This window comes from Curtobacterium sp. NPDC089689, from assembly GCF_044749145.1.
Lineage (GTDB): Bacteria > Actinomycetota > Actinomycetes > Actinomycetales > Microbacteriaceae > Curtobacterium.
This window is the reverse complement of sequence record NZ_JBIVHJ010000001.1, coordinates 585,878-608,705: the sequence shown is the minus strand read 5'-3', so window position 1 is coordinate 608,705 and position 22,828 is coordinate 585,878. Positions and strand designations below refer to the sequence as shown.

Sequence of the window (22,828 nt, the reverse complement as noted above, 5' to 3'; positions counted from 1 at the left end):
CTGCCAGAGCGTCGATACGTTAACGCTGATACTTCAAACGGGAGGGAAGATCGATGTCGATGAAGAACGTCGTGCTCGGGACCGTGGTGGCAGGGGGCGTCGCAGTCGACACCGTCACCGCGCCTGAGGCGAAAGCAGCGTGCTACGGGTCGGTCTCGCTGATGAAGGGGAAGAACAACTCGTGTTCCAGTGCTCGTCACTGGAACGCGATCAAGAACGCTCCGAGCAAGTACGGAGCATGGGTCGGTAAGGGAAAGTGGTCCCAGCAGAAGCTCTGTTGGGCGAACGTGGTGTCGTACGGCATGACGGCGCGGTAGGTGCGTCGTCTTCGCGGCGGCCTCGCCAGCGCAGCGGTTGTCTGCGCGCTGATGCTCCCGGGGTGCTCCGGTGTCACAACGAACTCGCCGAGTCCGCATCCGGGAAGGTCCGAGCTCAAGGCGTCCGGTCCGTGGGCTGACGACTTCCGAGCAGCGCTCGACGACGACGTCTCAGATTTCGAGTCGAACGTGCTGAGCGATGGTGTCGTCACGCCGGAGGAGCTCGAAGCAACGCACGATCGCGTGCAGCGATGTCTGGCCGACAGTGGTTTCGGGATCGACTACGATGCCGACGGCGGTTTCGCCCTGCGAGCGCTCGACGAACGGTACCCAGACGACTTCTTCGAGCGGTCCGACCCAGTCCTCAGGGCATGTGAGCAGCAGTCTGACGAGTACATCACCTACCTCTTCGGGGAAACACGTCGGAACCCGGATCGCCTGGACGAGGCGAAGATCACCGTGAGTTGCCTCAGGACCGCGGGGTTGGTGGGTGACGACTACAGTGAGCAGCGGTGGCGCAGCGACCAGAGCGCCGGGGCGTTCCCGTTCGACGAGACTGCGGACGCGGCCGTGCAGTGCCGGCTGGACCCGCTCGGGCTGTGGCGGACGCCGTGATCCGGTTGCCCTCGGGCACGATGATCGGCCTGGCCGCCGTCCTCGTTGCCGCGGTCGCTGCCACCGTCACGGTGGTGTCGCTCCCGAGTGACCGTCCGGCGGTTCTCGCGAGTGCCAGCGCCGCGACGTCGGTGCGGGTGACCGAACGCGCCGATGCGGACGAGCGACAGGTGCAGCTCGCGCTGGACACCGGGGGACCGCGGGCCGTCGTGACGGCCCGGACCGGCACGGTCACAGCCTCGGCGTGTTCCGTCGGCACCGTGCTCCGCAGCGGTGACGTGGTGGCGAGTGTCGACGGTGAGCCCGTCATCGCGCTCGCCACCGACGTGCCGCTGTGGCGTGACCTCGAGCCGGACGTTCGTGGCGACGACGTCCGCGGCCTGCAGCGTGCCCTCAACGTGGGCGGAGCCGGGCTCGCCGAGGACGGTGTGTTCGGACGCGGGACGCTCCGTGCCGCACTGCGCTTCCTGGCCGACCGCGGGGTCCGAACGGACATCGCGAGTGAGCAGACGCTTCCCCGCGCCCCGTTCGCATGGGTCCCCTCGGCGGAGAACACGGTCCGATCGTGCTCCGCGGTCACCGGAGCTCCGGTCGCCGACGGTGGGGTGCTCGCGGAACTCCCGGCCGAGCTCCGCAGCGCGCACGTCGACTCCCTGCCGGTCGAACCGGTGGCCGGCGCCCGTGACCTCACGATCGGGTCGACGACCGTCCCGGTCGACGAGGGCGGGGTCGTGTCCTCGGGCAGCTCGCTCGCAGCGATCTCGGCCCTGCCGGAGTACGCCGCGACGGTCGCCTCGTCTGACGGCGAGCCGATGATCGCGGCGACGTGGTCCCTTCGCCGTCCGAGGACGGTGCAGGTGGTCCCGCCGACCGCGCTGTTCGCGATCGACGGCGCGAACGCCTGCGTGCAGCGGACCGATGGTCGGCCCGTTCGTGTCGAGGTGCTCGGCTCGGAGCTCGGACAGTCGTTCGTGCAGCCGCGCGACGGAACGAGGCTCGACAGATTGCGGGCGCTGCCTGATCAGGAACGACCGTGCCGGTGATGCTGGAAGGCGTCGGGCACGAGTGGTCGAGCGGTGTCCGGCTCTTCCACGACGTCGACCGAACGCTCGTCGAGGGGACGGTCACAGCGTTGGTCGGTCCGAGCGGATCCGGCAAGTCCACGCTCCTCGCGATCCTCGCCGGCATGGTCCGTCCCACCGACGGGGCGGTCCGCCGGCCACCGCGTTGCCGTCCGCTCTGGGTGTTCCAGAACCCGCACGGCGTCGCTCGTCGCCGTGCTCTGGACCACGTCGCGCTGCCGTTCATCGCACGCGGTGCTGACCGACGCGAAGCCGATCTGCGTGCCCACGGCGTCCTCGAACGCTTCGGGCTCGGGGACCGAGCTCATGCGAGGTTCGCCGAACTCTCCGGAGGGGAAGCGCAACGACTCATGCTCGCAAGGGGCATGGCGAGCGCTCCGGACCTCATGCTCGTCGATGAACCGACGGCCCAACTCGACCGAGCGACCTCCGCGGAGGTGAACCGTGCGATCGGCGCACTCGCCGAGTCGGGCACCGTCGTGGTGGTCGCGACGCACGACGACGACACCCGTGCGGCGTGCGACGAGGTGCTCGACCTCGGGCGGCACCGATGAGCCGGTACCGGCACGCACGGGCGATGCGTCTTCGAGAGGTCCTGCGGGAGGCATGGCGCGACATCAGTACCGGAGCGTCGTGGGCGTTCACGTGGGCGCTGGTGCTCGGACTGCTCCTGGCAGGTCTCGTAGGGGTGCGAGCCGCCGAGCTCGTGGCGGACGTGCGGGCTGCAACCGACTACGTCGCGAGTGGTGCCGCGACGACCGTCCAGGAGGCGCGCGGACGGATCGACGGCCGCACCTGCGACGCGATCGCAGACTCCGAAGGGGTGGTGGCGGCCGGCGCACTCCGGCGGCTCGAGGACGGAACCGTACCGGCGGCGCTGCCGGGGTCGGCGCTACCGACCTACGAGGTCACTCCTGGGCTGCTCGCCGTCCTCGGGGAACCGCAGCTCACGGGGCATCCCGGTGTCGTGCTCTCACCGACTGTCCGGGAATCACTCGGTCTCGCTGCTGCTCGAGGGACCGCGCTCGAACTCGCCGACGGGGGATCCGTGCCCGTGGCGGGCGCGTACGCCTACCCGGACGACGGACGGGACCCGGACCTCGAGTACGCGGTGCTCGCCCCGTCCGTGGACGACGCACGACCCTACGATGCGTGCTGGGTGACGGTCTGGCCGCAGCGTGACGACACCGTCTCGTTGCTCCGCAGGTCGGTGCTGACCTCGACCGGGGCGGAGGACGAGGACCGGCCGACGGTGGGACAGCTCAACCCTCGGCTGGGAGCCGCGTTCACGCCGTCCGGGGGCACCGGGCAGGCCACCTTGCTCGCAGCTGCTGGCGCCGTCGGTGTCCTGGTCGGGGGAGCAGCGGTGGTGCGCCGGCGGCTCGTGCTGGCGTCCGACCTGCACATCGGGACCCCGCGGTGCGCACAGGTGCTCGGGGTCGTCCTGCAGCACGTGATCTGGGCGTTGACGTCAGCGCTCGCGTCGACTGCCGTGGCTGTGGTGATCGTGCGGATGCTGCCGCCGGAGGACGCGTGGCCGATCCTCCACGCCGCGGGCGGGATCGCCGCTGTCGGGTCGGCCGCTGGTGTGCTCGGCGGCGCAGCCGCGGCCGGATGCGTGCGAGAGCGCGCGCTGCACCGCTACTTCCGGACCCGGTGACGACTGTCCGCTCGAGCGTCGTGAACGGCTGCGGCGGCGTGGCGGACGTGCCACGTGCCTCCAGGCCGTCGCGATCAGCCCCGGCCGGGTGCGGTGACCTCGATGCGGTTCGCCCACGGGTCCTCGAAGGCGACCGTCCGCCCGTCGTCCGCCAGCTCGACGCCGTGGTGCAGCATGCGCTCGGTCAGGGAGCCGAGGTCGTCCGTGCCGGGGACCTCGATGCGGACCAGGCCGAGGCCGAGGGCCAGCTGCCGACGGCCGGCGCCGCGGGAGTTCCACGTGTTCATCGCCATGTGGTGGTGGTAGCCGCCGGCCGACACGAACAGCGCTTCGCCCCACCCGGCGGTCGTCGCGAAGCCGAGCTGGTCGACGTAGAACGCCCTGGCCGTGGCGACGTCGCCGACGGAGAGGTGCACGTGCCCGACGCGCCCGGGCCGTGCGGCGGCGGTGTCGAGGGCGTCCTGGGTGAGGTGCTCGCGGAGGAACGCGTTCGGGTCGAGGAAGATCGTGGCCATGTCGACGGTGCCGTGCGTCCACGACCACTCGGTGCGGTCCCGGTCCCAGTAGAGCTCGACGCCGTTGCCCTCGGGGTCGGTGCAGTAGAACGCGTTGCTGACCAGGTGGTCGGCGCTGCCGGTGAACGACTGCGGGTACCGCGTCGCGACGGAGTACAGCGCAGCGGCGAGGTCGGCGCGGGTGTCGAACAGCACCGCGGTGTGGAAGAGTCCGGCCTCGTGCGCGCCGGCGTGCTGGAGCTCGGGTGCGTGTTCGAGGACGAGGATCGGCACGACTCCGCGCCCGAGGACCGTCCGCCCGTGGTCCGACGACAGGATGCTGAGCCGGACGCCCTCGGTGTAGAAGGCCGTCATGCGGTCGAGGTCGGCCACGCGGAGCGTGACCGCGCCCATGCCGGTGTCGGCGGCGAGGAGGTCCTGGGTCTGCATGGATCAAGTGTCGACCCATTTGGTTGACGCGTCAACCAAATGGGTCGGGACGGCGACGGATCGCATCGCACTCGGCGTCCTGTCGGCGAGGACCGGTGCGGTGAGGCCATGATGGACGGATGCCACGACGTCCGGATCCGCGAGACCTGCCGGTCGAGCACGTCCGCGACCGGATGTCGTCGTACATCTACGGCAACATCACCGTGCTCAGCGCCGCCATCGCCGTCGGTCCGGTCGAGATCGAGCACGGCGCGGCGGTGCTGACGGTGCTCGCGACGGCGGTGCTGACCTACCTGGCACACGTCCTGGCGCACCTCGTCGCACACGGGATCGGCGCGGACCGCGACACCGACGACGACGTCCGACGCGAGAGCGCCGTGGTGATCGCTCGGAACGCCAACCCGATCGCGACCTCCGGCCTCATCCCGGCCGTGCTGTACTCCGCGGCCTGGGTGGGGTGGCTCCCCGCGGAGTGGGCGCAGATCGCCGCGGTCGTCATCCTCGTCGTGCGCATCGGGCTCGTCGGCGTGTTCATGCAGCGGTTCTCGGGGGCGCGTCCGACGTTCCTCGGGCTCTGGGGCGGCATCGTGCTCGCCGCGGTCGCGTTCGTGATCGGACTCGTGAAGGTGGTGCTGACGCATTGAGTGACGCGACGAGTGGTGCGACGACCGAGGGCAACGCGAAGCAGCGGAGCGGCTGGCGCTTCCTCCGCGACCTGGCGATCATCGTCGTCGCGGCGCTGATCGCCTCGTTCCTCGTCAAGACGTTCCTGGTCCGGTCGTTCTACATCCCGTCGGAGTCGATGGAGAACACCCTCCTCGTGGGCGACCGGGTGCTCGTCAACGAACTCGTCCCCGGGCTCGTGCCGTTGCAGCGCGGTGACGTCGTCGTCTTCACGGACCCGGGCGGCTGGCTCGGGACCGGCCAGGGCGACGACCTCATCAAGCGGGTGATCGGGCTGCCGGGCGACCGGGTGTCCTGCTGCGGGTCCGACGGGCGGCTCTCGGTCAACGGGAAGGCCGTGGACGAGCCGTACGTCGTCCGCGAAGCAGGATCCGATCGGGTCTCCGGGACCGACTTCGACATCACGGTGCCGAAGAACCACATCTGGGTCATGGGCGACAACCGGTACGACTCCGCGGACAGCAGGGCGCACGGCTCGGTGCCGGTCGACGACGTGGTGGGCCGCGCGTTCATCACGACGTGGCCGGTGTCCCGGTGGACCGTGCTGTCCCGCTACGGCGACGAGTGGGACCGGGTCCCCGACCGGGCGACGCGCTGACGGGGCAGGGCAGGTAGCGCCGGTCGTGCCTCGTGCGACCGCACTGCGGCGCGTTCGGGGGTGTCGTGGTCGGAGCGCCCACCGGGTAGCGTGCTCCCCATGCCGACGGACGATGCTGCGTTCGAGTACCAGACCGGCGGCGACGACGAACTCTCGGTGCGGCGCATCCGGACGAACGGCCCACAGGCCGGCACCATCGGACCGCGCCCCGACCACGTCGTGTTCTGGCTCGCGGACGGGCACGCCGTCGTCACCGCGGACGACGGCGAACGCTGGGAGGTCCGTCCCGGGCAGCCCGTGGTGCTCTCCGCGTCGGTGGCCTACGCCTTCGAGACGGACGCCACGGCCATGACGCTCCTGCACGTCGCACCGGCGTTGCTCGGCGACGCGGACGAGTCGTTCCGGTTCGTGCAGCCGGACCCCACCGACAACCGGACCGAGCCCCTGCGGACGCTGCTGCGCGACGCCGTCGACCGGGTGCTCGACGACGAGCTCCCGGACGCCGAGCGTCGAGCGCTCAAGCGCCGCGTGGCCAGGGTCGTCCTCTCCACCTACACCCGTGCGCGGTCGGACGTCGAGCAGCGCATGCGCCGCGCGATCGCCTTCGTGCACGAGCACGCGAGCGACCCGATCACGGTCGCGGACATCGCGGACGCCTGCGGGTTGAGCGAGCGGGGCCTGCAGGACCTCTTCCGCCGGCGGCTCGCGATCACGCCGATGCACTACCTGCGCGAGGCCCGGCTGGACCGGGTGCACCTGGAGCTCGCGACGGGCGGCCGCCGGATCGTCACCGTGCGTGAGGTCGCACACCGGTGGCAGTTCGCGCACCTCGGGCGTTTCGCCGCGGCGTACCGGGCACGCTTCGGGGAGAGCCCCCGCGAGACCCTCGCCCGCACGGCCCACCGCCGACCCTGACCGCTCCGCAGCGTGACCGCGGACGGGACGATCGGCTGACAGCGGCTCAGCAGCCCGTCGTCGTCAGCGTGACGGTCGCCACCGATCCGTCCGACACCGTCGCGTGCTGCGTGCAGAGGTCCGCCGCACGGACGGTGACCTCGCCGAGGGGGACCCCGGCGAACGCCGCCGTGCCGCCCGGGAACACCCGCTGGTGCTCGGCGAGCTTGCCCGTCGCGGCGAACACCTTCACCTCGTAGGGGCGCTGCGCGGCGTTCTCCGACACCGTGACCGTGATCTGGCCGGTCGAGTCGTGGGCGCCGCAGCCCGCCAGGGTCAGCGCAGCGGCAGCACCGAGCACGAGCGACGTGGCGACACGGCGGAGCGGACGGCGGACGACGGGGCGGAGCACCGACCCAGGCTACGCCGTCCCGAGGAGCCACCCGTTGTCCGCGGCCACCCGGAGCGCCTCGGTGGCGTTCCGGGCGGTGGTCTTGCCGATGGCGGCGGACAGGTGGTTCCGCACGGTGCCCTCGGACAGGTGCAGTGACGCGGCGACCCCGGCGACCGTGGGGCTCGTGCGGAAGGCGATGAGGACGTCCGTCTCGCGCGGGGTGAGCGGTGAGGGGCCGGCGGCGAGCGACTCGGCCGCGAGCACGGGGTCGACCACGCGGAACCCGCCGGCGACCCGTCGGACGGCGTCGGCGAGCTGTTCGGCTGGTGTGTCCTTCACGACGAAGCCGGCCGCCCCCGACTCGAGGGCACGGCGGAGGTACCCGGGCCGTCCGAAGGTCGTGACGATGAGGGAGCGGCAGCTCGGGAGGTCCCGGGCGAGCGCGGCAGCGGCGGTGAGGCCGTCGGCGCCGGGCATCTCGACGTCGAGCAGGGCGACCGTGGCGCCCGCTGCCCGAGCCGCCTGGACGACCTCGTCACCGCGGGCCACCTGGGCGACGACGTCGATGTCGGGTTCGAGGGAGAGCAGCGAGGCGAGGGCGCCGCGCACGAGCGCCTGGTCGTCGGCGAGCAGCACCCGGATCGTGTCGGTCATCGTCGGCCCTTCCGTTCGACGCGCAGCAGGAAGCCCCCGAGGTCGCTCGTACCGGTGGTGACGGTCGCGCCCACCGCGTCGGCCCGCTCCCGCAGCCCGCGGAGCCCGTTGCCGCCGACACCGGCCACGAGCGACGCCCTGCCGGCCCCGGCGCCGCCGGTCTCGGTGCCGCCGGCTCCGGCGGCCCCGGCCCCGTCGTCCTCGATCGTCAGCGCCGTCCGGGTCAGGGTCACCCGCACCCGGGTCGCCGCCGCGTGCCGGAGGACGTTCGTCACTCCCTCCCGGAGCACCCAGGCGAACAGGCTCCGGACGTCCCGAGCCGCCGCCGTGCCGTCGGCCGGCAGATCGGCCTCGAGCTCGGCGGCCGTCAGCGCGGCGCGGGCGGACACCAGCTCGGCCTCGAGGTCGGCCTCCCGGTACCCGCTGACCGCCTGGCGCAGCCCCTGCAGCGCCTCGCGGGAGAGCCGTTCGACGTCCTGGATCTCCGCCTTGGCCCGCGCGGGGTCGACGTCGACGAGCCGGCCGGCGAGCTCGGACTTCATCGCGACGACGGTGAGCGAGTGGCCGAGCACGTCGTGCAGGTCGCGCGAGAACCGGGTCCGTTCCTCGACGACGGCGAGCCGGGTGAGTTCGTCCTGTGCGACGTCGAGCTTGTCCTCCGCCTCGCGCTGCCGACCGAAGAACAGCATCGACGCCCCGACCGAGACCGTCACGACCGGCGCGAACAGGAGGCCGCTGGCCACCGCGCCGTCCCACCCGAGCGACGCGGCCACGACGACCTGGGCCACGATGACGGTGAGGATCCCCACCCCGGCGACCCAGAAGCGCTCCGCGACGAAGCCGGTCAGCGCGGCGACGAGGAGCCACGTCCAGACCGCGAGCGGCCCGACGACGAGCAGCAGCAGCCCGGCGAGGGCCGCGACCCCGGCGAGCACGATGACCCGGGTGCGCATCCCGCTCCGCCACATCAGCTCGGGTGCGAAGAGGTACGCCGCGTACAGGACGAACAGTGCGAGCGTCGACCAGACGTGCGCCTCGAACGACCGGCCGTCGTTCCAGACGGCGACGAGTTCGAGCACCTGCCACAGCAGCGCGAACACGGCGCCGCCGTACCAGCGGCGCCGGCCGGCGCGGATGACCTCCTCGGTCGCGCCCGGCGGGACGGCCCACGGGAACGAACGGGGCGACGGCCTGGAGGCACGGCGCGCCTCCGCCCCGTCGCTCACGGCGACGGGGTGGGTGCGGGAGTCGGTCATGTCGGTCAGCGTAGGGCCACCGCTCACTGGCGCGCCGCGTCGCGGCGGTAGCGCCACACGATCACGGCGGCCAGGGCGACCGCCCAGCCCGTCAGGACGAGCGCCGGCTCGACCATGCCGGTGCTGCCGGTGGCACCGGCACCCATCTGGCCGATGCGGTTGAGCCAGAACGACGGCAGCAGGTGCGCGACGGAGCCCATCCAGCTCGGCATGATCGACAGCGGGACCCAGAGGCCACCGAGGATGGCGAGTCCCATGAACACGACCATGAAGAGCGGCTGTGCGAACGACGGCTTCGCGAACTGTCCGATGAGGATCGCGATGAGGGCGAACGGGACGACGCCGCACCAGATGCCGAACGCCGCCGCGAGCCAGTGCCCGGGGTCGAGGGACGCGTGCAGGGCCACCACGGACACCGTGATCGTGATGCCGATGGACAGTGCCGCGAACGCCATCGCCGCGATGACCTTGGACACCATGAAGCCCCAGCCGGACAGCGGCGTGACGCGGAGCTGGCGGTTCCAGCCGATCGAGCGCTCGTTGACGATGGCGAAGGCCTGGCTGAGCGCGGCCATCATCGCGCCGTACGACGCCATCTGCAGCGTGGTGACGGTCAGGTAGCGCAGGCCGGTGGACTGGTCGAGTTGCGACCCGTAGGCGGCGCCGAACACCAGGAGCATCACCACCGGGATCGCGAAGGTGAACACCATCGCCCTGACGTTGCGGAGCTGGCGGGCGGTCTCCAGGGCGACGTAGCGGATCGGGAGGCGACCCCGGACGGTGCGGGCGAGGGGACGGACGGCGGGAGCGGCGACGGTGGTCGCGGTCGTGCTGGTCATGCGGAGACCTCCTGCGGGTCGGCGGTGAGGGCCAGGAAGGCGTCGTCCATGGTCGAGGCGACCACCTGGACGTCGTGCGCCTCCGGGAACGAGGTGAGGAGCGCCCGCAGCGTGTCGTCACTGCGGTCGGTGCGGAGCGTGACGGAGTCGTGTCGTGCCTCCAGGCCGGTGACGCCCGGCAGGGCGCGCAGGGCGACGTGTGCGTCGGGGCCGACGCCGGCGAACCGGACCGACCGGCTGGACGCGATGGCCTTGATCTCGGTCGGGGTGCCGTCGGCGACGACGCGACCGGACCGCATGATGACGATGCGGTCGGCGAAGGTGTCGGCCTCGTCGAGGTAGTGGGTGGCGAAGACCACCGTGCGACCCGCGTCGGTGAACTCGTGCATCGACGACCAGAAGGTGTGCCGGGCCTCGACGTCCATCGCCGCGGTCGGTTCGTCGAGCACGAGGAGCTCCGGGTCCGAGACGACCGCGACGGCGAACCGCGCCCGTTGCAGCTGCCCGCCGGAGAGCTTGTTCACCCGTCGTCCGGCGATCTCGGTGCACCGGGCCCGCCGGAGGGCCTCGTCGACGGGCATCGGGTCGCGGTGCGCGGCGCCGACGAGGGCGACCACGTCGCGGACCGTCATGTCGGGCAGCAGCGCGCCGCCCTGCAGCATCGCCCCGACCCGCCCGTCGACCACCGCCGCACGGGGGTCCTCACCGAAGAGACGGACCTCGCCGTCGGTGGGCGTGGAGAGCCCGAGTGCCAGGTCGACCGTCGTGGTCTTGCCGGCGCCGTTCGGACCGAGGAGCGCGACGACCTCGCCGCGGCGGATCGTGAGGTCCACGCCGTCGACGGCGTGGACGGCGCCGAAGCGCTTGTGGAGACCGCGCAGTGCGATGACCGCGTCGTCCGGGAGTCCTGTGCTGTTCATGGGCACCAATCTCGCGCCGATCGGGTCGCTGCACCGCTGCCGTCCGTCACGACGTCACCGTGACAATCGTCACGGCCGGACATCCTGGCCCACGCTCTGGGGGTGCGCGTCCTCCGTTGTGGGGACACGCGGGCGCTCGCGGGCGGCGTTACCGTGGGGGGCATGAGCCTCACCACCTCGACGTCGAACGCCATCGCCCCGGACGCCGTGCGGCGGGCGGCGCTGCTCGCGGCGCTCGACGTGGTCGAGAGCGGTCCCGAGGAGCGGTTCGAGCGCATCACCCGCATCGCCCGGGAGGCCTTCGGGGTCACCGGCTCGTTCCTCAACCTCGCGGGCGACTCCGTGCTGACGATCAAGTCGCAGCAGAGCGACACCCCGTTCGACCCGACGATCCCGCTGCAGGACACCTTCTGCGGCCGGACCCTGGGCGAGGTCGGCCCGGTCGTCGTCGAGGACGCCAAGGCCGACGCCCGCTACGCCGACATGCCGATGGTGGTCGACGACCCGAACGTCCGGTTCTACGCCGGTGTGCCGCTGCGGCTCGGTGACGACGACGTCAAGGTCGGGACGCTCTGCCTCGTGGACCAAGCGCCGCGGACCCTCGGCGACGACGACCTGGCGTTGCTCGAGGAACTCGGGGTGTGGGCGGAGCGTGAACTCGCCGCCGGTGCCGACGAGGACCGCCTCCGGGCCGTCCTGGCCGGGCTCGAGCCGACCGGGGTCACCGTCCCCGGGTACCGGGTCGCCGGCATGAGCGTGCCCCACGGCGTCGTCTCCGGCGACCTGCACGAGTGGCACCGCTCGGGCGACGACCTCGTGGTCACGCTCGCCGACGTGATGGGCAAGGGCATGTCGGCGGGACTCCTCGCGGCGAACATCCGCGGGGCGCTCCTCGCCCGCGGCGACGAACGACCGGACACCGCGGTCGCCGGGCTCGAGGCGCAGGTCGCTCCCGAGCTCAGCCGCGCCGAGTCCTTCGCCACGCTCTTCCACGGCCGGCTCGAGCCGTCGACCGGGCACCTCGAGTTCACGGACGCCGGACACGGGCTCGTGCTGCACCTCCGGGCCGACGGTTCCGAGGCCGTGCTCCGCTCGTTCGACCTCCCGCTCGGCCTGCACCCCGCCGGCCTCACCCGGACGACGGGGTCGCTCGACCTCGGCGTCGGGGACGTGCTCGTCCTGGTGAGCGACGGCGCGCTCGAGCTGTGGGACTCGACGCTCGCGTCGCTGTCACGGCTCGGGGAGCTCTACCGCGGCGCGGCCGACCTCGAGGACTTCCTCGGTCGGGTGCGCGCCCGGTCCGTCGAGCACGACCCGGGCGACGACCTGACGGTCGTGGTCGTGGCGCGCGACGCCTGACGCGGGCTGGTCGCGCCCTGCGACGCCGGCGCCGGTCCGGCTCGTCGTCCCGCTCCGAGGCGCCGCCGCCGATCTGGCTCGTCGTCCTGCGCGACGTCGTCGGTCAGGCGCCGAGTCGCTCGATGAGCTCGCGGTAGCGGGCGGCTGTCCGCTCGACGATCTCGTCGGGGAGCACGGGCGGCGTGCCCTGGCGATCCCAGTTCGCGCTGAGCCAGTCGCGGACGATCTGCTTGTCGAACGACTCGGTCCGGTTCGCGCCGCGGGCGTCCCAGTACCGGCTGGAGTCGCTCGTGAGGACCTCGTCCGCGATCCGCACGACCCCGTCGGCGTCACGACCGAACTCGAACTTCGTGTCGGCGATGACGACCCCGTGCTCGAGCGCGATCGCCGCGGCCTCGGAGTAGACGCGGAGTGACAGGTCGCGGAGCGTCTCGGCGTCCTGCTGCCCCACGAGCTCCACCGTCTGCTCGAACGAGATGTTCTCGTCGTGCTCACCCTGCGGCGCCTTGTACGCGGGCGTGTAGATCGGCTCGGGGAGGCGGTCACCGTTCGACAGCCCGGCCGGGAGCGCCACACCGCAGACACTGCCGGACTCCTGGTACTCCGCCCAGCCGCTGCCCACGAGGTAGCCGCGCACCACGCACTCGACGGGGAACATCGTCAGCGGCACCACGTGCATCGAGCGCGACGCGACCTCGGCCGGCACCGGGGTCCCGCCGGCGGACTCGGGCAGGAGGTGGTTTTGGACGTCGGACAGCCGGTCGAACCAGAAGCGGGACAGCCGCGTCAGCAGCTCGCCCTTGCCCGGGATCGGAGGCTCGAGCGCGAAGTCGTAGGCGCTGACGCGGTCTGACGCCACGAGGAGCAGTTCGGACGCGTCCGCGACCCCGGTGGTGCCGGTCGGGACGTAGAGCTCGCGGACCTTGCCCGAGGCGACGTGCTGCCAGCCGTCGACGACGGGGGCGCTCACCGGGCGACCTTCGCGGCGATGTCCGTGCGGTACTGCGCACCCTCGAGCGTGATGTCGTGCAGACCGGCGTACGCCCGTTCACGGGCCTCGGCGAAGTCGGCGCCGGTCGCGACGACGCTCAGCACGCGACCGCCGGTGGCGACGAGCTCGCCGTCGAGGAGCCCCGTCGCGGCGTGGGCGACCGAGACGCCCGGCCGCGCGTTCGCCGCGTCGATGCCGGTGATCCGACGACCGGTGTGCGGGTTCTCCGGGTAGCCCTCGCTCGCGAGGACCACGGTCACCGCGGACTCGGCGCGGAACTCCGGCGCCGGCACGGAGCCGAGCCGTCCGGTCGCCGCGGCGAGCATGAGGCCGCTCAGCGGGGTCGCCAGGCGGGGGAGCACGACCTGGGTCTCCGGGTCGCCGAAGCGGGCGTTGAACTCGATGACGCGGACACCCTGCTCGGTGACGATGAGCCCGCAGTACAGCAGGCCGACGAACGGCGTGCCCTCGTGCTCGAGACGCCGGACCGTCGGCAGGGCGACCAGGTCGGTGACCTCGGCCACGAAGGCGTCCTCGGATGCCCAGCGGTCCGCGAGCCAGGGGAGGGGCGAGTAGGCGCCCATGCCGCCGGTGTTCGGACCGGTGTCGCCGTCGCCGAGGCGCTTGTAGTCCTGCGCGGGGCTGAGCGGCCGCACGTCGTGCCCGTCGCTCAGGAAGAACAGGGAGACCTCTTCGCCGCCGAGGAACTCCTCGACCACGACGTGCCCGTGCTGGAGCCAGTAGGTGGCGTGGTCGACCGCGGCCTGCCGGTCCTCCGTCACGAGGACGCCCTTGCCGGCCGCGAGCCCGTCGGCCTTGACCACGTACGGTGCCCCGAGCTCGTCGAGCGCGGCCACGGCTTCGTCGACCGTGCCCGCGTACACCGGACGGCCGGTGGGGACGCCCGCCTCGGCCATGATCCGCTTCGCGAACGCCTTGGACCCCTCGAGCTGCGCAGCCGCCTTGCCCGGACCGAAGACCGGGATGCCGCGGGTGCGGACGGGGTCGGCGACACCCGCGATGAGCGGTGCCTCCGGACCGACGACGACCAGCTCGACGTCGTTCTCGATCGCGTACTCGGCGACGAGCGCTCCGTTCGTCGGGTCGAGCGACACGGTCTCGACGTCCGCGGCGATGCCGGCGTTGCCCGGCGCGACCGTGATGACGTGCCCTGCCTGCTCCGCGAGGAGGGCCGTGACGATGGCGTGCTCGCGGGCACCGGAACCGAGGACGAGGATTCGCACCCGGCCAGCCTACCGAGCGCTGGTGCCGCGTTGCGATCGGCGTCGCTAGCCTGTGGACATGCCCCGCAGGACGATCGACGACGAGGACGGACGGCGCGCGCTCGCCGCGGTGGTCGAGGGCGGCACACAGCGCACCGACGTCGCGACGGCGGTCCGGTGGACGCTGCAGCGGCTCGCCGAGGACGTCCCGGGCAACAGCGTCGAGGTCCGCGTCCCGCCGTTCGCGGCCGTGCAGGCGATCCCCGGTCCGCGGCACACCCGCGGCACCCCACCGAACGTGGTGGAGACGGACGCCGCGACCTGGATCGCCCTCGCCACCGGGACGCTGCGCTGGGACGAGGCGGTCGATGCCGCGCGGGTCAGCGCGTCCGGTTCGCGGGCGGACCTGACCGACTTCCTGCCGGTACGCCTGCCGGCCTGACCCGCGGCCCGCGGTGCGACGGGAGATCGCTCGCGAGGCGAAGCGAATTAGGTAGGTCCTACCGATGCGCCCCACGCAACCGGTTGCCTATCGTGGAAGTCGCCGGGATTCGGACCCGACCCGAACGGGTCCGAACCCGGCGACACACCACACGCTACGCGATTTCCGGCCCGCTGTGTCAACCATTCGGCGCGTCGTGCTGCATCCCGCAACGCAGATTGCGGTGATCGGCCGGAGCGGGCAGGTCGACCGGAGGGGCGTCGAGCGGTTCCGGCACCGCTCAGAGCAGGTCGGCGAGCTCGGTCCGCGCGTGCAGTTCCCACTTCTGGAACACGCGCGACAGGTGGGCGTCGATGGTCCGGACGGACAGCCCGAGCGTCTCCGCGATCCGTCGGTTGCTCAGTCCCTCAGCCGCGAGCTTCGCGACCTCGTACTCGCGGTTCGTCAGCGGCGGCTTCGTGTGCCCTGCGGTGACGGACATCCCGTGCGAGGCGAGGACGCCCTGCGCGACGATGACCCGCGGTCGGTCCCGGGCGCGGACGGCGTCCAGGTACTCGACGATCGCCGCGGCGAGGGGCCCGTCCACCCGCTGGGCGGCGACCCGCAGCCGGTCCGCGGACGGTCCGTCGTCCCGACCGGCCTGCAGGTCGTTCGCGTAGTGGAGCGTCTGCCCGTACATGACGTGCGTCCACGAGCCCGCGGTGGTCGACCGCTCGATGACCTCGTCCATGTGACGCTGTCCCTCGGGGTTGCCGAGGAGCCACTCCGTCCACGCGATCGACACGGCCACCTGTTCGCCCGTGATCCGCATGGCGCGCAGGGGCGTCGTCCGGGCCCGGTCGAGCGCGACGGCGGCCTCCTCGAGCCGACCGGCGTAGGCGTAGGCCATGGCGAGTCGGGCCCACGGGTACGCCGCGAAGCCGCCGTGGTCCGCGACGTCGTAGCGCTCGCACGCCGCCGAGAACGCGGCGATCGCGTCGTCCCACCGCCGCTGCCCGATCGCGAGGTTGCCGTCGCCGATGAGTTCCAGCGTGAAGTCGTACATGAGGTACGGGCTCGACCGTCGGACCGGCACCTCCGTGAGCAGGTCGGCGACGTCCCCGCGCCACACCTGCACCTGGTGGAGGACGGAGACGATCTCCCCGACGCTCCACGGCGCGTCCTCGAGGTTCACCACGGCGGTCTGCAGGGCCTTGCGTGCCAGGGTCACGGCGTCGTCGAGCCGCCCGGCGGTGGCCAGGCCCATCACGGCGCACGGCGCGACGCAGAGGAAGCCGAACGGCACGGTCGGGGCGTGCACGATGCCGGTCGCGTCCACCTCGGCGCGGACGCCGGCGAACCGACCGCCCCACCCCAGGTGCGCCAGGCGCAGGAGCCGGAGCCGCTCGGCGGCCTCCGGACCGACCAGCTCGGTCGCGGAGTCGGTGAGCGCCACCGCGGCGTCGACGTCGTCGTCGTGGAACTGGCGGATGTTCGCGAGCGTCTCGCACGCCTCGATGACCGCCGCGTCGTCCACGTCGTCCGACGTGCGCGCGATCGACCACGCGGCCTCGGCGTCCGCCCGACCGGCCTCGCGACCGGCGCTGTACGAGTGCGCCAGCGACCGCAGCACGAGGGCCGCGATCCGCCCCGTGCACGACAGCGACGTCCGGAGTGCGGCCGAGGTCAGGGCGATCGCGCTCTCCAGCTCCTGCAGCCGGACCGCGACCTGTGCGGCGTCGAGCAGGGCTGCGGTCGGCGGCTGCACGCCGCACTCGAGCGACCACAGCGCCGCTCGGAGCCGGGCTGCCGGGGGAGCGCCCTCCGCGCGGTCGGCGCGGAACGCGTTCGCACGGGCGAAGAGGAGCGTGCGACGGGCGACGGGCACGAGGGCGCGGACGACCTCGCCGACGAGGGGGTGCGACGGCCGCACCACCACGGTCCCGTCCTCGGTCGAGTCCATCCGCACGAGGCCGAGCGCCACGACCCGGTCGATGTCCCCGCCGGCCACGAGTGCGAGCAGCCGGGGGAGCGGGATCGGGTCGGCGAGCGCGACGATGTCGACGACGTCACGGAGGTCCTCGGGCAGCGTGCCGAGCTCCGTGCGGTACATGTCGGCGAGGCTGTTCGACGCCGTGACCCGTCCGCGCCAGTACCACCCCGACGCGGTCTGTTCGAGCGCCCCGGAGGCGAGGGCGGCGCGGACGACCTCGCGGACGTACAGCGGGTTGCCCGCGGTCGCGCGGTGCACGCGTTCCGCCGAAGCGTTCTCCAACGGAGCGCCGAGCGCGGTCGCGATGAGGTCGGTGGTCGCGTGGAGGTCGAGGGGCTGGAGGTCGATGCGTTCGAGCAGGTCGTCCTGCCACAGGGCGCGGAGGGGTTCGGGCAGCGCGGTGAAGTCCCGACAGGTCAGCACGAGCCGGGCGTCCTGGTGGCGGACGAGCCACGCCACGTACCGGGCGGAGATCGCGTCGAGGTGGTCGGCGTCGTCGACACGGAGCAGCACGTCGCGGTCCGCGCCACCGAGCGACCGGAGCCGCTCGGCCGCTTGACGTTCGTCGGCGAGCTCCGCGAACGTGGTCGGCAGTTCGCCGAAGTGTCCGGAAACCGCGTCGAAGGGCATCGACCGGCCAGCCGCGACCGCCGTGATCGGCACGACGAGTGTCCGTCCCGCGGCGTCGCGACCGACGACGCGGTCGGTGATCCGTTCGGCGGCGGTGGTCTTCCCGAGGCCCGGAGCGCCGACGAGCGCGACGCTCCACCGGTGCTCGGCGACGACGGCGACCGCGCGGTCCTCTTCCTCGCGGCGGGCGATCGGCCAGGCGATCCGCGCGGGCGGGCGGCGGTGGGGACCGGACCGGTGACCACGCTCGGTGCGTCCGCGCATGCGTGTCACCTCGTTCCCTCCCCACCCGTCGTCAGGGCGCGACCGGTGGGGACCATCCTGCACCGGATCGCGTTCCGCGCACAGGCCGGAGCACGTCCCACAGTGGGGGACAATGGGCTGGTGAGCACCACCGACGGACCCGAAGAACGACCGGCCCCGAACGCCGTCTCCACCTCCGACGAGGTCACCATCCGACGCGCGCCGAAGTTCGGCGTCTTCATCGTCGGCGGCGCGGTGCTCGGCTTCCTCGTCACCCTCGTCGTCGTGTCCGCGACGATGAACCTCGACCGCGGCGACCACCAGGAGACCGCGAGCTTCGGCTCGCTCGTGGGGTACTTCTCGCTGTGGGGCGTGACCATCGGCGCGTTCGTCGGCGCGGTGGTCGCCGTCGTGCTCGACCGCGTGTTCGCGCGCCGTGCGGCGGCGTTGACCGCCGAGCGCGTGGACGTCGAACCCGCGCCGGAGACGGTCGACGGCGAGGTCGAGGACCACGGCGACGACGTCGCCGGTCGCTGACGCGACCCCTGATCGGACGGGAGGCCCGTGGCGGTGTCGCCACGGGCCTCCCGTCCGTCTGCTGGTCGCCCTGGGCGACCGGACCTAGCTGAGCTGGTTCGCCTCGACCCAGGACAGGTACTCGGGGCTGACGGTGCCCGTGACGTACTCGCCGGTGAAGCAGCTCATCTCGAGGTCGGTGACGTCCGACCCCTCGATGATCGCATCGCGCATGTCGGCGATCTCCTGGTAGATCAGGTGGTCGCTGCCGAGCACCCGGTTGATCTCCGGGATCTTCCGGTCGTGCGCGATGAGCTCCGCGCGCGTGGGCATGTTGATCCCGTAGACGTGCGGGTACCGGACGGGCGGAGCGGCGCTCGTGAACGTGACCTCGTTCGCGCCGGCGGCCCGGGCCATCTCGACGATCTCCTTGCTCGTCGTGCCGCGCACGATCGAGTCGTCGACGATGAGGATGTTCTTGCCCTTGAACTCCGAGGACATGGCGTTGAGCTTCTGGCGGACGGACCGCTTGCGCTCCGCCTGTCCCGGCATGATGAACGTCCGGCCGACGTAGCGGTTCTTGTAGAAGCCCTCGCGGTACTCGATGCCGAGCTTCTGCGCGACCTGCATCGCGGCCGGGCGCGAGGAGTCCGGGATCGGCATGACGACGTCGATGTTCCCCGTCGGCGCGTACTGCTCGATCGTGTCGGCCAGGCGGTTGCCGAGGCGGAGCCGGGCGTCGTACACCGAGATGCCGTTCATGACCGAGTCGGGACGCGCGAGGTAGACGTACTCGAACGAGCAGGGCACGAGCCGCGGGTTCTTCGCGCACTGCCGCGCGTGCATCTGGCCGTTCATCTCGATGAAGACGGCCTCACCCGGGGCGATGTCGCGGACGATCTCGTAGCCGCCGGACTCGAGGACGAGCGACTCCGACGCGACGACCCACTCCGGCTGGCCGGCCTCGTCGAACTTGTGTCCGAGGATGAGCGGGCGGATGCCGAACGGGTCGCGGAACGCGAGCAGGCCGTGTCCGGCGATGGTGGCGATGGCGGCGTAGGAGCCCTCGACGCGCTCGTGCACGCGCTCCACGGCGTCGAACACCTGGCCGGGGTCGAGGTCCTTGCCGCGCACCTGGCCCTGCAGCTCGTGGGCGAGGACGTTCACGAGCAGCTCGGTGTCGGAGCTCGTGTTGAGGTGCCGACGGTCGATGTCGAACAGCTCGCGGGTGAGCTCCCGTGTGTTCGTCAGGTTGCCGTTGTGCACGAGGACGATGCCGTAGGGCGCGTTCACGTAGAACGGCTGCGCCTCTTCCTCGTTGCTCGCGGCGCCCTTCGTGGCGTAGCGCACGTGGCCGAGGCCCATCGTGCCGAGCAGGGACCGCATGTCACGCGTGCGGAAGGCCTCCCGCACGTGCCCACGCGTCTTGTGCATGTGGTGGATGTGACCCTCGACCGTGGCGATGCCGGTCGAGTCCTGTCCTCGGTGCTGCAGGAGGAGCAGAGCGTCGTAGATGGATTGGTTGGCAGGACTCTGGGCGACGAGCCCGACGATGCCGCACATTCGCGGTGTGCTCCAGACCGTAGAATCGGGGGGACCGAACAAGTCTGCCATGCCCCGCGGAGGACGACGCATGACGAACCCCTACGCCGAGGCCGGCGTCGACACAGCAGCCGGAGACCTCGCGGTCGAACTCATGAAGTCGGCGGTGTCGGCCACGCACGACGCGTCGGTGCTCGGCGGCGTCGGAGGCTTCGCCGGTCTGTACGACGTCGCGTTCCTCAAGGAGTACGACCGCCCGCTGCTCGCCACCTCGACCGACGGCGTCGGCACGAAGGTCGCCATCGCGCAGGCCGTCGACAAGCACGACACGATCGGGCAGGACCTCGTCGGCATGGTCGTCGACGACATCGTCGTGGTCGGCGCGAAGCCGCTGTTCATGACGGACTACATCGCGTGCGGCCGGGTCGTGCCGAACCGGATCGCCGACATCGTCGCCGGGATCGCCCGCGGTTGCTCGGCGACGGGGACCTCGCTCGTCGGCGGCGAGACCGCGGAACACCCGGGGCTCCTCGGTCCGGACGACTACGACGTGGCGGGTGCGGCGACCGGTGTCGTCGAGGCCGACCGGCAGCTCGGCGCGCACCTGGTCGAGGACGGCGACGTCGTCGTGGCGATCGCGTCGTCGGGGCTCCACTCGAACGGCTACTCCCTCGTCCGGCACATCCTGTCGACGCGGGGCGTCCAGTACACCGACCAGCTGGCGGAGTTCGGCGCCGGCGTGTCCGTGGGCGAGGCCCTGCTCGAGCCCACGCGTCTCTACACGAGCCCGCTGCTGTCCCTGCTGTCGTCGCACCCCGGCGCGGTGCACTCGCTCTCGCACGTCACCGGTGGGGGCATCGCCGCGAACCTCGCCCGCGTGCTGCCGGTCGGCTCGTGGGTCGAGGTCGACCGTTCGACGTGGTCCCCGCTGCCCGTGTTCCGGGTGCTGGCCTCGATGGCGGGGACGCCGCTCGAGGACACCGAGGGCACGTGGAACCTCGGCATCGGGATGTTCGCCGTGGTGTCGGCGGGTGCTGCGTCGGACGTGATCGCGTCGCTCGGCGCCGCGGGGCTGCCGTCGTGGTCGGTCGGGACGATCTCGACCGCGCCGCGCGAGGACCTCACCGGCTTCGAGCAGGGCGCGAAGGGCGTCGACGGCGGGGCCGTGCGCCTCGTGGGGGCGTACTCCGCCTGACGCGCCCGGCCGGGCGGAGGCGTGCGCGGGCGGGACCCACGACCCGCCGTCCGGCCGCCGGACGCGCCCGAGCGCCTGCCGCGGGTGGTCGCAACACCCCGCGTGCGCACCGCCCGACGGTCACGGATGGTCGCTCTCGGCGAGCCGAAGCGACACGACGTGACCACCGGGCGCCCGGCGTGCGGGGAGTCGTGACCGTGGCCGGACGTTCACGCGTGGTCCGCACCGCACCGCACCTGAGCCGACGGGCGCCGCACACGCGCAAACGCCGCGCACCCGAGGGTGAGCGGCGTGTCGCACGAGGACGGCTCAGGCGGACTTGTTCTGGTCCTCGTGTTGCTCGAGCTCGAGGTCGTCCTCGTCGTCACCGTACTGGTCAGCCCAGCGGTCGACGTAGGAGTTCTCGTCCGAGTGCTGCCCGGCGGAGAGCTCGCGTTCGAGCGCACCGTAGTTCGTCTCCGGGCTGAAGTACTTCAGCTCCCGGGCGACCTTGGTGTGCTTTGCCTTCTGACGGCCGCGCCCCATGCGTGACCCCCTCGTGATCGGCTCTGGTCCGATCCTGGCGGGTGCGATTGGACACCCGGGGAATCGGACGGTTCGTGGTTTGAAATCTGCCGATCACTCTACCATGTACCCCGATCTGGACGTCGCCCCGAGCACGGCGGACACAGCAGAATCGGATGTGATGAGCGACGCCACGAACCCCGCCCCGGACCAGTACGCGCGTGTCGTCGTCATCGGCGCGGGTCAGGCCGGGCTCTCGGTCGCCCACCACCTGCGCCGCCTCGGACTCGCGCCGGGCTCGGACCTCGTGGTCCTCGACCGCGGGCCGGACACCGGCGGCGCGTGGCAGTACCGGTGGGAGGCCCTGCGGCTGGGCGCGGCGCACCGGGTCCACGACCTGCCGGGGATGCGGGCGATGGGCCTCACGTTCGACGACGCCGACCGCGCTCGACCCGCCCGGGACGTCGTCGCCGAGTACTACCGGCGCTTCGAGCAGCACTACGACCTCCGCGTCCGTCGTCCGGTCGCCGTCACCTCGGTCACCCGGGTCGAGGGCTCCGACCGACTCTGTACGACCCTGCAGACTCCGGACGGTCGGACGAGCCGGATCAGCTCCGAGGTCGTCGTCAACGCCTCCGGGACGTGGGGCACCCCGTTCGTGCCGTGGTACCCGGGGCGCGACGTCTTCACCGGCCGGCAGCTCGACACGACGGAGTACCGGAGCGCCACGGAGTTCGCCGGGCAGGCGGTCGTCGTCGTCGGCGGCGGGACGAGCGCGATCGGGTTCCTGCTCGAACTCGACGGGGTCGCGCGGTCCACGCGGTGGTTCACGAGGCGCCCCGTCGTCTGGTCGGACTCGGCCTCGCTCGACCTGGAGTCGGCGGTCGCCGCGGTCGACGAGCAGGACCGTGCCGCACGCGCCGGTCGGGTCCTGCCGAGCATCGTCAGCGGCACCGGCATCCCGGTCACGAGGCGCATCCGAGCGGGCATCGACCGCGGCACGCTGGTGGCCTCGCCGATGTTCGCCCGACTCGACGCGACGGGCGTCGTGACCGCCGAGGGCGAGCACGTGCACGCCGATGCCGTCCTGTGGGCGACGGGCTTCCGTGCCGACCTCCGCCACCTCGCACCGCTGCGGCTCCGCACCGCGCAGGGCGGGATCGTCGTGTCGGACGGCCGCTCGAAGGACGAACCGCGTCTGTTCCTGGCGGGTTACGGCCCGCAGGCATCGACGATCGGTGCGAACCGCGCGGGTCGGCGCATCGCCCGGCAGGTCGTGGACGTGCTCGCCGACGCCGCCTGACTGCGGCCAGCGGCCGGGCCGACGGACGGTCGAGAGAACGAACGGACGGAC

The 22,828-nt window shown here is 72.2% G+C and carries 24 protein-coding genes; 13 read left to right on the top strand and 11 right to left on the bottom strand.

All coding sequences use genetic code 11. The features are described from left to right. Window positions 1–53: 53 nt before the first annotated feature. From ACIPYW_RS02900 to ACIPYW_RS02880, 5 genes are read left to right on the top strand one after another with little or no spacing between them, the layout of a single operon-like run. A complete protein-coding gene (locus tag ACIPYW_RS02900; RefSeq protein WP_400410571.1) occupies window positions 54–317 on the top strand; it encodes a hypothetical protein in 264 nt (87 codons plus the stop codon). Further along, window positions 318–932 (top strand): hypothetical protein, encoded by a 615-nt coding sequence (locus tag ACIPYW_RS02895; protein ID WP_400410569.1) that lies wholly within the window; start codon window positions 318–320, stop codon window positions 930–932. It begins immediately after the preceding gene. Continuing rightward, entirely contained in the window at window positions 917–1,975 is a 1,059-nt protein-coding gene (locus ACIPYW_RS02890; protein ID WP_400410568.1) for a peptidoglycan-binding protein, read from the top strand. The genes ACIPYW_RS02895 and ACIPYW_RS02890 overlap by 16 nt, the downstream gene beginning before the upstream one ends. After that, the gene (locus ACIPYW_RS02885; RefSeq protein WP_400412497.1) at window positions 1,975–2,568 is read left to right on the top strand and encodes an ATP-binding cassette domain-containing protein; all 594 of its coding nucleotides are present in this window, start codon (window positions 1,975–1,977) and stop codon (window positions 2,566–2,568) included. Before ACIPYW_RS02890 ends, ACIPYW_RS02885 begins: the two co-directional genes overlap by 1 nt. A gap of 23 nt (window positions 2,569–2,591) precedes the next feature. Then, a complete protein-coding gene (locus ACIPYW_RS02880) occupies window positions 2,592–3,674 on the top strand; it encodes a hypothetical protein (protein ID WP_400410566.1) in 1,083 nt (360 codons plus the stop codon). A 74-nt stretch (window positions 3,675–3,748) separates the two neighbouring features. Here the strand turns inward: ACIPYW_RS02880 and ACIPYW_RS02875 are convergent, their stop codons facing one another. Beyond that, window positions 3,749–4,618, bottom strand: a complete 870-nt coding sequence (locus ACIPYW_RS02875; protein WP_400410564.1) for a VOC family protein — start codon at window positions 4,616–4,618, stop codon at window positions 3,749–3,751. A 119-nt stretch (window positions 4,619–4,737) separates the two neighbouring features. Between ACIPYW_RS02875 and ACIPYW_RS02870 the strand changes: the two genes are divergently transcribed. The 3 genes from ACIPYW_RS02870 (at window position 4,738) to ACIPYW_RS02860 (ending at window position 6,815) form a co-directional block, all read left to right on the top strand. Further along, window positions 4,738–5,262 (top strand): hypothetical protein, encoded by a 525-nt coding sequence (locus tag ACIPYW_RS02870; protein ID WP_400410562.1) that lies wholly within the window; start codon window positions 4,738–4,740, stop codon window positions 5,260–5,262. Next, entirely contained in the window at window positions 5,259–5,900 is a 642-nt protein-coding gene (gene lepB, locus ACIPYW_RS02865) for a signal peptidase I (RefSeq protein WP_400410561.1), read from the top strand. The genes ACIPYW_RS02870 and lepB overlap by 4 nt, the downstream gene beginning before the upstream one ends. 99 nt (window positions 5,901–5,999) lie before the next feature. Next, window positions 6,000–6,815: a helix-turn-helix transcriptional regulator gene (locus tag ACIPYW_RS02860; RefSeq protein WP_400410560.1), complete on the top strand. Its 816-nt coding sequence runs from the start codon at window positions 6,000–6,002 to the stop codon at window positions 6,813–6,815. A gap of 46 nt (window positions 6,816–6,861) precedes the next feature. On the opposite strand, the gene ACIPYW_RS02855 is transcribed toward ACIPYW_RS02860, so the two are convergent. From ACIPYW_RS02855 to ACIPYW_RS02835, 5 genes are read right to left on the bottom strand one after another with little or no spacing between them, the layout of a single operon-like run. Next, window positions 6,862–7,206 carry a hypothetical protein gene (locus ACIPYW_RS02855; RefSeq protein WP_400410559.1) on the bottom strand — a complete coding sequence of 115 codons (345 nt, stop codon included), beginning with the start codon at window positions 7,204–7,206 and terminating at the stop codon, window positions 6,862–6,864. A 9-nt stretch (window positions 7,207–7,215) separates the two neighbouring features. Continuing rightward, a complete protein-coding gene (locus tag ACIPYW_RS02850; RefSeq protein WP_400410558.1) occupies window positions 7,216–7,842 on the bottom strand; it encodes a response regulator in 627 nt (208 codons plus the stop codon). Next, window positions 7,839–9,098: a sensor histidine kinase gene (locus tag ACIPYW_RS02845; protein ID WP_400410557.1), complete on the bottom strand. Its 1,260-nt coding sequence runs from the start codon at window positions 9,096–9,098 to the stop codon at window positions 7,839–7,841. The genes ACIPYW_RS02850 and ACIPYW_RS02845 overlap by 4 nt, the downstream gene beginning before the upstream one ends. Before the next feature lie 23 nt (window positions 9,099–9,121). Beyond that, window positions 9,122–9,937: an ABC transporter permease gene (locus tag ACIPYW_RS02840; protein WP_400410556.1), complete on the bottom strand. Its 816-nt coding sequence runs from the start codon at window positions 9,935–9,937 to the stop codon at window positions 9,122–9,124. Further along, entirely contained in the window at window positions 9,934–10,857 is a 924-nt protein-coding gene (locus ACIPYW_RS02835) for an ABC transporter ATP-binding protein (RefSeq protein WP_400410555.1), read from the bottom strand. Before ACIPYW_RS02835 ends, ACIPYW_RS02840 begins: the two co-directional genes overlap by 4 nt. A gap of 162 nt (window positions 10,858–11,019) precedes the next feature. On the opposite strand from ACIPYW_RS02835, the gene ACIPYW_RS02830 reads away from it, so the two are divergent. Next, on the top strand, window positions 11,020–12,216 hold the full coding sequence (locus ACIPYW_RS02830; protein ID WP_400410554.1) for a PP2C family protein-serine/threonine phosphatase: 1,197 nt from the start codon (window positions 11,020–11,022) through the stop codon (window positions 12,214–12,216). 103 nt (window positions 12,217–12,319) lie between these two features. On the opposite strand, the gene ACIPYW_RS02825 is transcribed toward ACIPYW_RS02830, so the two are convergent. Both ACIPYW_RS02825 and purD read right to left on the bottom strand, forming a co-directional pair. After that, window positions 12,320–13,186, bottom strand: coding sequence for a phosphoribosylaminoimidazolesuccinocarboxamide synthase (locus tag ACIPYW_RS02825; protein ID WP_400410553.1), 867 nt, complete (start codon window positions 13,184–13,186; stop codon window positions 12,320–12,322). After that, window positions 13,183–14,451 (bottom strand): phosphoribosylamine--glycine ligase, encoded by a 1,269-nt coding sequence (gene purD, locus ACIPYW_RS02820; RefSeq protein WP_400410552.1) that lies wholly within the window; start codon window positions 14,449–14,451, stop codon window positions 13,183–13,185. Before purD ends, ACIPYW_RS02825 begins: the two co-directional genes overlap by 4 nt. Window positions 14,452–14,509: 58 nt before the next feature. On the opposite strand from purD, the gene ACIPYW_RS02815 reads away from it, so the two are divergent. After that, entirely contained in the window at window positions 14,510–14,872 is a 363-nt protein-coding gene (locus tag ACIPYW_RS02815) for a sterol carrier family protein (RefSeq protein ID WP_400410551.1), read from the top strand. Window positions 14,873–15,152: 280 nt separating this feature from the next. Here ACIPYW_RS02815 and ACIPYW_RS02810 read toward each other — a convergent pair whose 3' ends face one another. Beyond that, window positions 15,153–17,738: a LuxR C-terminal-related transcriptional regulator gene (locus ACIPYW_RS02810; RefSeq protein ID WP_400410550.1), complete on the bottom strand. Its 2,586-nt coding sequence runs from the start codon at window positions 17,736–17,738 to the stop codon at window positions 15,153–15,155. A 120-nt stretch (window positions 17,739–17,858) separates the two neighbouring features. On the opposite strand from ACIPYW_RS02810, the gene ACIPYW_RS02805 reads away from it, so the two are divergent. Beyond that, a complete protein-coding gene (locus tag ACIPYW_RS02805; protein WP_400410549.1) occupies window positions 17,859–18,254 on the top strand; it encodes a hypothetical protein in 396 nt (131 codons plus the stop codon). Window positions 18,255–18,338: 84 nt separating this feature from the next. On the opposite strand, the gene purF is transcribed toward ACIPYW_RS02805, so the two are convergent. Next, complete coding sequence (gene purF, locus ACIPYW_RS02800) at window positions 18,339–19,796, bottom strand: amidophosphoribosyltransferase (RefSeq protein WP_290132806.1); 1,458 nt, start codon at window positions 19,794–19,796, stop codon at window positions 18,339–18,341. A gap of 70 nt (window positions 19,797–19,866) precedes the next feature. Between purF and purM the strand changes: the two genes are divergently transcribed. Next, window positions 19,867–20,970, top strand: a complete 1,104-nt coding sequence (gene purM, locus ACIPYW_RS02795; RefSeq protein ID WP_400410548.1) for a phosphoribosylformylglycinamidine cyclo-ligase — start codon at window positions 19,867–19,869, stop codon at window positions 20,968–20,970. 309 nt (window positions 20,971–21,279) lie between these two features. Here the strand turns inward: purM and ACIPYW_RS02790 are convergent, their stop codons facing one another. Beyond that, window positions 21,280–21,495 (bottom strand): DUF3073 domain-containing protein, encoded by a 216-nt coding sequence (locus ACIPYW_RS02790; RefSeq protein WP_022905133.1) that lies wholly within the window; start codon window positions 21,493–21,495, stop codon window positions 21,280–21,282. Between the two features lie 160 nt (window positions 21,496–21,655). Between ACIPYW_RS02790 and ACIPYW_RS02785 the strand changes: the two genes are divergently transcribed. Then, the gene (locus tag ACIPYW_RS02785; RefSeq protein WP_400410546.1) at window positions 21,656–22,777 is read left to right on the top strand and encodes an NAD(P)-binding domain-containing protein; all 1,122 of its coding nucleotides are present in this window, start codon (window positions 21,656–21,658) and stop codon (window positions 22,775–22,777) included. The last annotated feature ends 51 nt before the right edge of the window (window positions 22,778–22,828 follow it).